Origin of the sequence: Tropicimonas sp. IMCC6043, assembly GCF_004146235.1 — a bacterium.
In the GTDB taxonomy this organism is placed as follows: domain Bacteria; phylum Pseudomonadota; class Alphaproteobacteria; order Rhodobacterales; family Rhodobacteraceae; genus Tropicimonas.
Genome location: NZ_SELO01000021.1, coordinates 64,623 through 76,505, shown reverse-complemented (window position 1 = coordinate 76,505; position 11,883 = coordinate 64,623). Strand labels below are relative to the sequence as shown.

8 protein-coding genes, 1 tRNA gene and 1 pseudogene are annotated in these 11,883 nt (G+C 66.9%); 6 read left to right on the top strand and 4 right to left on the bottom strand.

The features are described 5' to 3' along the window. Together EU800_RS26950 and EU800_RS17440 are read left to right on the top strand one after the other, a co-directional pair. A pseudogene (locus tag EU800_RS26950) lies at positions 1-2,021 on the top strand (hypothetical protein); the annotation flags it as partial. Beyond that, positions 2,018-2,833, top strand: coding sequence for an HNH endonuclease (locus EU800_RS17440; protein ID WP_207209933.1), 816 nt, complete (start codon positions 2,018-2,020; stop codon positions 2,831-2,833). The pseudogene EU800_RS26950 and the gene EU800_RS17440, both read left to right, overlap by 4 nt. Before the next feature lie 152 nt (positions 2,834-2,985). On the opposite strand, the gene EU800_RS17435 is transcribed toward EU800_RS17440, so the two are convergent. Next, positions 2,986-3,062: transfer RNA gene (locus tag EU800_RS17435), tRNA-Met, on the bottom strand. 142 nt (positions 3,063-3,204) lie between these two features. Here EU800_RS17435 and EU800_RS17430 point away from each other — a divergent pair. Further along, a complete protein-coding gene (locus tag EU800_RS17430; protein ID WP_129634307.1) occupies positions 3,205-4,344 on the top strand; it encodes an FAD-dependent oxidoreductase in 1,140 nt (379 codons plus the stop codon). A gap of 3 nt (positions 4,345-4,347) precedes the next feature. Here EU800_RS17430 and mnmH read toward each other — a convergent pair whose 3' ends face one another. Then, a complete protein-coding gene (gene mnmH, locus EU800_RS17425; RefSeq protein ID WP_371685642.1) occupies positions 4,348-5,475 on the bottom strand; it encodes a tRNA 2-selenouridine(34) synthase MnmH in 1,128 nt (375 codons plus the stop codon). A gap of 70 nt (positions 5,476-5,545) precedes the next feature. Between mnmH and EU800_RS17420 the strand changes: the two genes are divergently transcribed. Then, complete coding sequence (locus EU800_RS17420) at positions 5,546-6,460, top strand: isopenicillin N synthase family oxygenase (RefSeq protein ID WP_165354715.1); 915 nt, start codon at positions 5,546-5,548, stop codon at positions 6,458-6,460. 10 nt (positions 6,461-6,470) lie between these two features. Here EU800_RS17420 and EU800_RS17415 read toward each other — a convergent pair whose 3' ends face one another. Together EU800_RS17415 and EU800_RS17410 are read right to left on the bottom strand one after the other, a co-directional pair. Further along, positions 6,471-8,993: an ABC transporter permease gene (locus tag EU800_RS17415; RefSeq protein WP_129634305.1), complete on the bottom strand. Its 2,523-nt coding sequence runs from the start codon at positions 8,991-8,993 to the stop codon at positions 6,471-6,473. Then, positions 8,990-9,682, bottom strand: coding sequence for an ABC transporter ATP-binding protein (locus tag EU800_RS17410; RefSeq protein ID WP_129634304.1), 693 nt, complete (start codon positions 9,680-9,682; stop codon positions 8,990-8,992). The genes EU800_RS17415 and EU800_RS17410 overlap by 4 nt, the downstream gene beginning before the upstream one ends. Here EU800_RS17410 and EU800_RS17405 point away from each other — a divergent pair. Together EU800_RS17405 and EU800_RS17400 are read left to right on the top strand one after the other, a co-directional pair. Next, a complete protein-coding gene (locus EU800_RS17405) occupies positions 9,681-10,364 on the top strand; it encodes an arylesterase (RefSeq protein WP_129634303.1) in 684 nt (227 codons plus the stop codon). The genes EU800_RS17410 and EU800_RS17405 overlap by 2 nt on opposite strands. Before the next feature lie 7 nt (positions 10,365-10,371). Next, complete coding sequence (locus EU800_RS17400; protein ID WP_129634302.1) at positions 10,372-11,778, top strand: FAD-binding oxidoreductase; 1,407 nt, start codon at positions 10,372-10,374, stop codon at positions 11,776-11,778. The last annotated feature ends 105 nt before the right edge of the window (positions 11,779-11,883 follow it).

Below are 11,883 nucleotides of genomic sequence, written 5' to 3'. Positions count from 1 at the left end.
ACGGTGAAAATGCTCCCGCCCCCCTGAAATCAGAACAGAAAGGGCCGATACTGGGCGACTTTTGCTCCGCCCGCAGCGAGAAACATCCCCGCCGCTACCGTGGTCGACTATTCCACTGCCGTTCTCACGAGGGCGTGGCGGTGCCGACCACGGCAGATATCGCCCGTATCCTGCACCGGGAGGCCGACGCGGTCGCGGTGCAGGGCTGGTCCGACACGGCGGCCGAGGCGCATGTCTTCCACTGGCCCATGGCCTTCCCGGCGATCTGGGCGCGGGGAGGCTTCGATGCCATGCTGGGCAACCCGCCCTGGGAAGTTTTACAGGTCAGCGAGACCGAGTTTTTTGCCGCAAGGCGGCCAGAGATTGCGGAGCTTCCTGGCGCGCGCCGGAAGGCCGCAATTGCAAGACTGGAGACCGACGATCCCGCGTTGTCCGCGGAGTTCTCTCTGAAGAAACGGCTTGGCGAGGCAGCGAATGATTTCGCACGGGCGTCTGGGCGCTTCGATCTATCGGCAAAAGGAAAGGTGAACACATACGCCCTTTTCTCAGAGCATTTTGCTCAAGGTGTAAACCAATGGGGTCGCGCGGGACTGATTGTCCCCACAGGGATAGCAACAGATTCCAGCACAGCAGAGTTTTTCAGATGGCTCATCGCCGAAAAAAGACTGGCTCGCCTAATAGACTTTGAGAATAGAGAGCGGATATTCCCGGAGGTCTACTACCGTGTGAAATTCGCACTTGTGACCTTGGCTCACGAGGTGAACGAAACTCAGTTTGCGTTTTTCCTTACAGATCCGGGGCAACTCTCGGATTCGAGGAGAATTTTTGCACTGAGCTCCCAACAGATTCTACGAATTAACCCAAACACTGGGACTGCCCCCGTATTTCGATCTCGGCGCGACGCGGAACTAACGGCGAAAATTTATGACCAAGTGCCTGTGCTGGTTGATGAGGGAAAAGCAGACGGCAATCCTTGGCAGATCGATTTTCGGCAGGGGTTGTTTAACATGACATCGGATTCAAGCTGTTTCCGTACTGCCTCACAGCTTGAAGAGGACGGCTGGCGGCGCGAGGGAACCGACTGGGTTCGCCCGAGGGAGGAAGTGCCTCACGAAGGGGCGCGGAGACCTGATCAGGGCGTCCTGTCTCTGGAGGGCGGTGCTGACGATCGCTCGTTGCGGATTGATCCCGCACTCAATCGGATGGTGCCGCTGTATGAGGCTAAGATGATCCATCAAATGGATCACCGTTGGGCTACCTATGACCGGGATACCTCTCGAGACGCCACACAAGAGGAGAAGCGAAGGCCCGGCTGGGAATCTACACCGCGATATTGGGTCGCAGAAATCGAGGTGGATAGTCGTCTTCGGTCAAAGAATTGGAGCCGGGGATGGTTGATGGGATGGCGGGACATAGCAAATACTGTCAACGAAAGAACCACTATCGCTGCGGTATTTCCTCGGGCTGCAGTTGGACACAATCTGCCGCTGTACTTCGTTGACGCCAGTGTCGTTCATTGGGCCGCGCTCCTTGCGAACCTGGACTCGCTAACGCTCGATTTCGTTGCTCGGCGTAAAATTGGCGGCACCCATCTAACGTATGGGTATGTGAAGCAATTCCCGATCATGCCACCCGATTCCTACACCCCCGAACGTCTTGCATACATCACCCCCCGTGTCCTCGAACTCACTTACACCTCTCATGCGCTGACCCCCTTTGCCCGCGATCTCGGATATGATGGCCCGCCCTTCCCGTGGGACGATGATCGCCGCGCCCGGTTGCGCGCCGAACTCGATGCCTTCTATGCCCGCGCCTATGGCCTGACCCGGGACGAGCTGCGCTATGTTCTCGACCCCAAGGAGGTCATGGGCGCCGATTACCCCTCCGAGACCTTCCGGGTGCTGAAGGAGAAGGAGGAGCGCCGCTACAACGGTGTATACCGGACGCAGAGGCTGGTTCTTGAGGCCTGGGACGCCATGGACTGGGCGGCGGTAGACCTGCCCGCCCCGGAGGCCCCATGATCTTCGACCCCAACCCTCCGGCGCACCAGCGCATCCGTCTGCTGAAGGCCGGAGCCGACAGCGGCTGGCGCGTCCAACCCGAGGGCACCGACTACGCCGCCTTGGACAGTCCGCCTTGGATGACACTTCGGGCCGAACGCGCTCCTGGTTCCATCGCCCTTGCACTCGCAGACACCGGCATCGCCTTGCGTGTCGATCCGGTAATCCTGCACACCATAGCCGCGGAGGGGATCGGCAATCTCAACGATGGCCTCCTGCTTCTTCCCGATTTCTCCGCCGCGACCGTCGCCTGCACCCGCGCTTGGCATCTCGCTCGATCTTTGCCAACGGCACCTGGCGACGCACTGACTGAGGCCTTGTCGCGCGAGGGATTAACTTGGTCCGGCCCCGCCGGTCAGGACCTCGACCCCACTCGTGCCACGACCCGCGAAGCCAAAGTTCGCCTTCGTGTTGGTCAGGACACCTTCCGCGCCACGCTCATGGACTACTGGGAGGCCCGATGCCCTCTCACAGGCATCACAGACCCAGGTTTACTTCGCGCCAGTCACATCGTCCCTTGGTCCGTATGTGAGTCGGATGCCCAGCGCCTCGATGTCTTCAATGGATTTCTTCTTTCCGCACTTTGGGACGCGGCTTTCGACGGTTTTTTGGTGACTTTTGACGAGACCGGTCGTGCTGTTGCGGCCCCAGCACTCTCTAAAGAAGCGGCTTTGGGGCTCAACTTAGCCAGTGCGCCAACAGTCAACCTGACGGACCAGCATCAAGTTCCTTTGGCCTATCACCGCGCTAGAACTCTTGATTCGAGCTCGTAGGGCAAAGCAGCACGCATAAACCGTTCAGCACCTGTCAGCTGTGGTTCACGACGGGCGACAAGTCCGGTCTGAATTTCCAGAAAAACGCACGCAAAAACGCACGCAAAGCAGAGCGCGCACGCCGAGTTTTTCGTGCAAATTATTGATTTTATTGGTAGCGGAGGAGGGACTTGAACCCCCGACACGCGGATTATGATTCCGCTGCTCTAACCAGCTGAGCTACTCCGCCCCAATGCGTGGGCGGGAGTTAGACGAGCGGGTCGGAGGCGTCAAGAGGGAAACCTTCCCGTTCAACGTGACGCCGCGAGATCTGGTGACCTTTACCCGAGGCCGCGTTAGTGGTTCTGTTGCTCCGGGCCCCGGAGTCCGGCATGGCGTCATCTTCTGCAACGACACGTCACCTCGTCCTGGTCGGCGGCGGACACAGCCACGCGCTGCTGCTGCGGCTGTGGCGGGAGCGCCCCCTGCCGGGCGTCCGGCTCACCCTGATCAACCCCGGCCGGCTGGCCCATTATTCCGGTATGGTGCCGGGCCATATCGCCGGCCACTACCGGCTGGACGAGATCACGATCGATCTCGGGCGGCTGGCGGACAGCGCGGGGGCGCGCCTCGTTGAGGGCCGTGCGACCGGGATCGACCGGGAGGCAAAGCGGATCGAACTGGGAGGCGGGCCGGCGATTGCCTACGACCTCCTGTCGCTCGATATCGGCATCGACACGCACATGCCGGACTTGCCGGGCTTTCAGGACCACGCCAGGCCTGCCAAGCCGCTCGGGGATTTCGTGGCTGCCTGGTCAAACTGGTGCGACGCGCTGGTGCGCGACGCGGTGGCGCCGCGGATCTGTGTGATCGGTGCCGGCTTGGCGGGCGTCGAGTTGGCCTTCGCGATGCGCTACCGGACCGGACGGCTTGGCAGGCCGGCGGAGATCCGTCTGGTCGAGTCGGGCCGCGCGCTCGCTTCGGTCGGCCGGCGGAGCCGGACCACTCTGCTGGACCGGTTGCGGCGGCAGAGTATTCTCCTCGAGGAGGAGACGGAGATCGCCGCGGTCACCGCCGGGGGCGTGGTCCTTCGCAACGGGGAGCGCCGTGCGGCCAGCTTCGTGCTTGGCACGGCCGGAGCGCGGGCACGAAGCTGGATCTCGGAGACCGGGCTCGAAACCCATGAGGGATTTGTCACGGTCGACCGCCTCCTGCAAAGCCTCACTGATCCGGCGATCTTCGCATGCGGAGATTGCGCCCATGTCGGCTTCGCCCCGCGCCCCAAGGCCGGGGTCTACGCTGTGCGTGCCGCGCCGGTGCTCTTTCAGAACCTGCGGGCGGCTCTGGGCGAGGGGCACCCGCGCGCGTTCCGTCCACAAAGCGACTATCTCAAGCTGGTGTCGCTCGGCGGCAGAGTGGCGCTGGCAGACCGTGGCTGTCTCGCGGTCTCGGGCGGCTGGGTCTGGCGCTGGAGGGACCGTATCGACCGGGGGTTCATGCGCCGATTTCCCACGCCCGGAGACTCGAGGTAAGCCTTAGCCGCGCAGGCGCAGCACCGCATCCAGAACCCTGTCGGCCGCCCGCTCCAGCCCCGCCGCGTCGAGCTCGATCTCCATCCGGACTGCCGGCTCTCCCGCGGCGCTGCGCGACTTGGCATAGCGCGAGTCGTAGTGCCGGGTGATGAGGTCATGCGCCAGCGTCTCGAAGTCGCCGGCCTCCACCATCCCCTTCCAGGTGTCGACCCGTTCGCGACCCTGCAACCGAACCAGCAGAGACAGGATGTCCTTCAGCGCCTCAGGGTCGGCGCAGATATCGGCATAGGCACGGGCAAGGTAGCGGGCGCGGTCCTCGACGCTTGCCTGCACGCGCACCCGTGGTGCGGCGCGCATCGCCTTCCAGACTGCCGGCGGCACGAGCAGGTCGCCCACTTTCGAGCTTTCGGCCTCCACCAGCACAGGACGGGCCGGGTCAAGGGCGGCCAGCGCTGCGACGAGCCGGCTCTCCAGCATCTTCTGGCTTGGCTGGCCCCCCGGGCGGGGGCCCAGCACCGAGCCGCGGTGATTGGCGAGGCCCTCGAGGTCGAGACACTGCCCGCCGCGCGCGGCGACCTTGTGCAGGATCTCGGTCTTGGCCGTGCCGGTGTCGCCATCGATCAGCACGAATCGATGTGGCAGGTCCTCCTCGTAGAGCCGGGCGACCACTGCGCGGCGGTAGCTCTGGTAACCGCCCGCGAGCACCTCTGTGCGCCATCCGACCTGGGCGAGGATCGTTGCAAATGCGTTCGAGCGCTGCCCGCCGCGCCAGCAATAGACCAGCGGCTGCCAGCCGCCCTCCATCGCCGCCAGCGGCCCTTCCAGATGCCGCGCCGCGTTCCGCGCCAGCAGCGCCGCGCCGAGCTTTCGCGCCTTGAACGGGCTCTCCTGCTTGTAGATCGTGCCGACCACCGCGCGCTCCTCGTTGTCGAGCACTGGCAGGGAGATCGCACCGGGCAGGTGGTCCTCGGCGAACTCGTCCGGCGAGCGCACGTCGATCACCGTGTCGAAGGGCATTGCGAGCGGCGAGGAGAGGGCGGGCAAAGTAAACGGCATGGCGGCCTCATAGCGCAGGGCACGGTCGAGCGGAAGCGCCCGCCTGCCGCCGGACATGCTGCGGTAGATTGCCATGAGCCAAGATACTCCCTTGATTCCATTCCGCCGAAAGGGGACCGTTCGGATGGGCGAAACGGGAGGCAACATGATCCCCAGGCTGGACTGGCAGCGCTTTTCTGTGGATTCGGAGCGGGACGGAGTGCTGCAGGACGTGTCGAGGGCCCTGCGCGATGCCGGCATTGCGCGCCTTTGCAACCACGGGATCGATCCCGCCCTCATCGCAGAGGTCTTCTCCCAGGCCGACCGTGTCTTTGAGCTGACTGAAGCGGAGAAGCGCACCCTCTCGATGCGCCCCGGCCGGCACAATCGCGGCTGGGTACGGAGTGGTTCGGAGCGCCTGAGCAACGGGACCAACGTGCTGGAGCGTCGCGAGGGCTTCAATATCGGTCTGGAACTGCCGCCGGGCGATTCCCGCGTGCTCACTGGCCAGCCCTTCCGCGGTGAGACCCCCTGGCCGCAGATACCCGGCTTCCGCGAGACGATGCTGGACTATTTCAATGCGATGCTGGCGCTCGGGACCTCGCTGCACCGCGCCATCGCGCTCGACCTTGGCCTCCGGGAAGACTATTTCGAACCGCTCTTCACCGATCCGCTGGCCACGCTTCGCCTGATCACATACCCGCCCGGCACAGGGCGCGACGGCGAGACGGGCGCCGGGGTGCATTCCGATTTCGGCGCGCTTTCGCTGTTGCTGACCGACGATGTGCCCGGGCTCGAAGTTCAGCTTCGGAATGGCACGTGGATCGAGGTGAAGCCGGAGCAGGGCAGTTTCCTGATTCTCGTGGGCGACGTACTCGCGGTATGGAGCGCGGGCGCCTATGTCGCCACGCCGCACCGCGTGGTCCTGCCTGGCGTGCGGCGGCGCGCGGTCAGCTTCCATTTCGATCCGGCGCCCGATGCGCCTGTTGCGCCCCTGCCGGAGCTTTCCGAAGGCGACGCGCAGGCGCAGAGCTATGCGGACTATCTCGCGGGTCGGCTGGCCGTCGCGCATCGTCGCTAGGGCCTCGGATTTACTCCCGCGCGCGCAGCACCTGCGCCGGGCGCGCCGCCAGCGGTCGCCAGGCAAAAGCGAGACCGGCGAGCAGCGTGGCCAGCACGCCGCCGGTGACGATGGCGATGGCCGAGACCGGCTCGAAGGCGAAATCTGTCTCCATAACGAAGGTCGTCACTGCCCAGCCGGCGAGCCCGCCGCAGAGGATCGCGACAAGACCGGCGGCCGCACCGAGCAGGGCCGACCGGATGGCGAAATAGAGCAGGATCTGCCGGCGCAGCGCGCCCACCGTCTTCAGGACCGCCGCCTCGAAGATCCGCGTCCGCTCGCCCGCGGCCGCGGCGCCGATCAGCACGACGATGCCGGTGACCAACGTCGCCGCCGCGCCATAGGTGATCGCTGCGGCGATGCCGGCGAGCACCTCGCTCACCCGGTCGATCGCGTCGCGCACCCGGATCGCCGTAATGTTGGGATAGGCTTTCGCGAGGTCGCGGAGGATCGCCGCCTCTGCCTCCGGCGCCGCATAGATCGTGGCGATGTGGCTGTGCGGCGCGCCCGCCAGCGCGGCCGGGTTCATCGACAGGATGAAGCCGATCCCCGCGGTCGAGAAGTCGACCTCTCGGAAGGAGGTGATCTCGGCCGTGATGTCGCGGCCGAGAATGTTGACGGTCAGTGCGTCGCCGAGTTTGAGCCCCATCTCCTCCGCTTCCTCGGCGGCGAAGCTCACCTGTGGCGGGCCAGTGTAGTCCTCGGGCCACCACTCGCCCGCGGTCACGGTGGTGCGCTCGTCAGGCTGGGCAGCATAGGTCACGCCGCGGTCGCCGTTGAGCACCCAATGGTCGCCAACGGCTTCTCGGGCCGGAACGCCGTTGATCCGGGTTATGATGCCGCGGAGCATCGGTGCGGTGTCGACGCGGGAGACCTCGGGGTCGCCCTCGACGCGCTCGAGGAAGCCCGCGAGTTGGTCGGGCTGGATGTCGACGACGAAATAGGACGGTGCGACATCAGGCAGGTCGCGGGCGATGGCGCTGCGCAGATTGGCGTCGATCTGTCCGACGCTCGCCAGGACAGTGAGCCCGAGACCGAGCGAGAGGACCACCGAGACCGCTTCGCCCCCGGGGCCGCCGACCGCGCCGAAGGCGAGGCGCAACGCTGTCCGCCCGCGGACGAGACGAGCGCGGGCGAGGCGGCGGGCGAGCGCGCGGATCCCGCCCGCGGCGAGGACCAGCAGCAGGAGCGACCCGGCAACGCCGGCCGATGCGTAGAGCGCAAGCTCCGGCACCCCGGAGAACCAGCTCGCGAACCCGACCAGCGCGGCAAGCAGCGCGGCGGTGGCGGCGAGATAGCGGGCACGCGGCAGGCCGAAACGACCGGCGACGGCGTCGCGGAAGAGCGTGGCGGCACGCACCTCCTCGGTGCGGGCGAGCGGCCAGAGGGTGAAGAGGAGCGCCGTCAGCAGCCCGTAGAGCGCGGCTTCGGCGAGCGGGCCGGGATAGAGGCCGAACGCGGCGGGTAGCGGCAGTTGCGCCTCGATGACGGGCGCAAAGAGCAGGGGAAGCGCCGCGCCGAGCGCCAGCCCGAGCACGATGCCGAGCGCGGCCAGCGCGCCGATCTGCATCAGGTAGGCGGCGAAGATCGTCCGGCTCTCGGCACCGAGCGTCTTCAGCGTGGCGATCACCTCGCGCTTGCCCTCGAGATAGGCCCTGACCGCCGCCGACACGCCGACCCCGCCCACCGCGAGCCCGGCCAGCCCGACGAGAACGAGGAAGGAACCCAGTCGCTCGACGAAGGCAGCGACACCAGGTGCACCGTTGCGCGCGTCGCGCCAGCGCATCCCCTGATCGCGGAAGAGCGCCCGCGCCTCGGTCTTGGCGGCCTCTATGTTCGCCCCGTCGGGCAGTTGCAGCCGGTAGCGCGTCTCGAAGAGCGTGCCCGGCTCGAGCAGGGACGACCCCGCCAGCGCCTCCTTCAGAACCAGCGTGCGCGGCCCGAGGCCGAAACCGTCGCCGGCATCGTCGGGCTCGCGCTCGATCACTGCCGCGAGGCGGAAGTCTTGCGTCCCGAGCCGGAAGATGTCCCCGGCAGCCAGCCCCAGCCGGTCCGCCAGCACCCGCTCCATCACCCCGCCGGGCAGACCGTCCCGGTCGCCAAGCGCCGCCTCCAGCGGCATCTCCGGATCGAGCGCCACCGTGCCATAGATCGGGTAGGCGCCGTCCACGCCCTTGACCTGGGTCAGCGCCCGCTCCTCGCCGACAACGGCCATGGAGCGGAAATCCACCACTTCGGAGACCGTGATGGCATTCTCTTCCATCCACGCCCGCTCCGCCTCGTCTGCGTAGCGATAGGTGAAGGTCATCTCGGCATCGCCGCCGAGCAGCACCGCGCCTTCGCGCGCGAGTCCGGCCTCGATGCCGGCGCGCACGGTGCCAACGGCGGCGATGGCCGCGACCCCAAGTGCAAGGCAGGCGAGGAAGACCCAGAAGCCACGGAGCCCGCCACGCAGCTCGCGCCGGGCGATCCGGGCAGCGACGGGAAGGCTCATTCCGCCGCCTCCGCGGCCGCTCTGTCGACCCGTCCGTCGACCAGGCGCACCACCCGGTCGCAGCGTTTTGTAAGCTCCGGCGCGTGGGTCACCAGCACCAGAGTCGCCCCGTGTCGGTCGCGCAGGGCAAACAGCAGGTCCATGATGACATCGCCCGTCGCGCCGTCGAGATTCCCCGTAGGCTCGTCCGCAAGCAGGATCTTCGGTCGTGGCGCCGCGGCGCGGGCCAGCGCCACGCGCTGCTGCTCGCCGCCCGAGAGCTGCGCCGGGTAATGGTCCATCCGCGCGCCGAGCCCGACCGCCTCGAGCTCCTCGGCCGCGCGCTCGAAGGCGTCAGCGCGGCCCGCGAGTTCCAGCGGGGTTGCGACATTTTCGAGCGCCGTCATCGTCGGAATAAGGTGGAAGCTCTGGAACACCACTCCCATATGATTGCGACGAAACCGGGCCAGCGCGTCCTCGCCCATCGCCGAGAGGTCATGCCCTGCGGCGCCGACCCGGCCCGACGTGGCGCGCTCCAGCCCACCCATGATCATCAGGAGGGACGACTTGCCGGACCCGCTCGGCCCCACCAGCCCCAGAGTTTCACCTTCGGCCACGTCGAGGGAGATCCCATGCAGGATCTCGATCCGGCCGGCATTGCCCTCCAGCGCCAGGGTGACGTCCCTGAGGGACAGGATCGGGTCTGCCATGGCGGCACTCTCCTTCCGTCTTCACCGGCTTGCATATGGGGCGATCGCGCTCGCGCGCAAGGCGGCGCTCGGCCTGACGCTGCTGCTGCCGCTGCCGGCGATGGCCGATCCGGTGACGATCGCGGCGCTCGGCGACAGCCTCACGCAGGGCTACGGCCTGCCGCAGGAAGAGGGATTCGTGCCTCAGCTCGAGGCATGGCTGCGGGCGCGCGGCCACGACGTGACGCTGATCAACGCGGGTGTGTCCGGAGACACGACGGCGGGCGGGCTGTCCCGCGCAGCCTGGACACTCACGGACGAGGTGGATGGGCTGATCGTCGCACTGGGCGGCAATGACCTGCTGCGCGGCATAGATCCAGCCGCTTCCCGCGCCAACCTGCACGGTATCCTCGAGGCGGCGCAAGCGGCGGACGTCGAGGTGCTGCTCGTCGGCATGCAGGCGCCGGGAAATTACGGGCCGGACTACAAGGCGGCGTTCGACGCAATCCATCCCGAGCTTGCCGCCGAGTTTGGCGCGCTCCTTGCGCCGAGCTTCTTCGAAGGACTCGAAGGCGCGGCGGAGCCGGCGGCTGCGACGCCATATCTCCAGCCGGACGGGTTGCACCCGAGCGCTGAGGGTGTATCCCGCATCGTGGACGCGCTCGGCCCCCGGGTCGAGACCCTTCTCGACCGCATACACTGAGGATGACATGAGCCTGATCGACACGCTCCGCGACATCGTGGGGCCGTCCCACGTCCTGACCGGCTCCGACACCGCACGTTTCGCCACCGACTGGACCGGCGTCTATTCCGGCGTGCCGCTGGCCGTGGTGCGGCCGGCGAACACCGGCGAGGTCGCCGCGGTGGTCAGCGCGGCGGCGGAGAGCGGCACGGCGATCGTGCCGGTCGGCGGCAATACCGGGCTGTGTGGCGGCACCTATAGCGAGGGCGCGCTGGCGGTCTCGCTGGAGCGGATGAACGCCATCCGCGAGATCCGGCCCGAGGCCCGCGTCGCGGTGGTCGAGGCCGGGGTCGTTCTCGACGCGATGCATGCGGCGGCGGAGTCCCACGGACTCGCCTTCCCGCTGACATTCGGCGCCCGTGGCTCGGCGACGCTTGGCGGCACCCTCGCGACCAATGCGGGCGGCTCGAACGTTGTCCGCTACGGCTCCACGCGCGCGCTCTGCCTCGGGATCGAGGTCGTACTGCCCTCGGGCGAGGTGCTCGACCTGATGGCGGCACTGCACAAGGACAATTCCGGCTACGACCTCAAGGACCTCTTCATCGGCGCCGAGGGCACGCTCGGCATCATCACCGCCGCCACCTTCAAGCTTTTCCCGAAGCCCGCCGCCTATGCCACCGCGATGGTCGCGGTGCCGTCGCTCGCCGACGCGCTGACCCTGCTCAACCGGCTTCAGGAGGCCACCGGCGGCGCAGTCGAGGCGTTCGAATACATGGACGGGCGGACCCTGGAGACCATCGTCGGGCATTACGACGACATGCGCCCGCCCTTCGAGGAGACCTACGAGGTCAATATCCTCGTCGAGATCGGCGCCACCGCCCCGCGCGATGCAACGCCGGATGACGATGGGTCCATCCCGGTGGTGAGCTATCTCGAGGAAGTCCTCGGCGGGATGCTGGAGGAGGAGGCGGTGCTCGACGCGGTGGTGGCGCAGAACGAGGCGCAGCGGGCGGAGATGTGGCAGCGCCGCGAGCGCAACGCCGAGGTGGCGCTGGAGAACCCGCCCTTCGTCAACACAGATGTCTGCGTGCCGCTCGACCGGGTGCAGGTCTTTCTTGACAAGGTCGCGCCGCGGCTCCGGGCGCTCGACGAACGGATGGAGGCGCTCTGCGTCTCGCATCTCGGCGACGGCAACATCCACTACACCGCCCGGCCCTCGCGCGACGACCCGGACCTGCTCGACCGGGTGCTCGAGGAGGTCGAGGACCTGGCGCTGTCGCTCGGCGGGTCGTTTTCGGCCGAGCACGGGATCGGCAAGTCGAAACTCGCCTCGATGCGGCGCCGGAAGAACCCGGTGGCGCTCGGCGTGATGCGGCAGATCAAGGCGGCGCTGGACCCGAAGGGGATCATGAACCCGGGGAAGGTCCTGCCCTGAGCGGCGGGCTGCGTCGTGAGCGCAAGATTCGGTTGAATGGGTTCAACGGGTCACAAGAACAGGTTCGGGAGTTGCCTGTGATCTGCCGGTGCCGTCAGGGCAGGC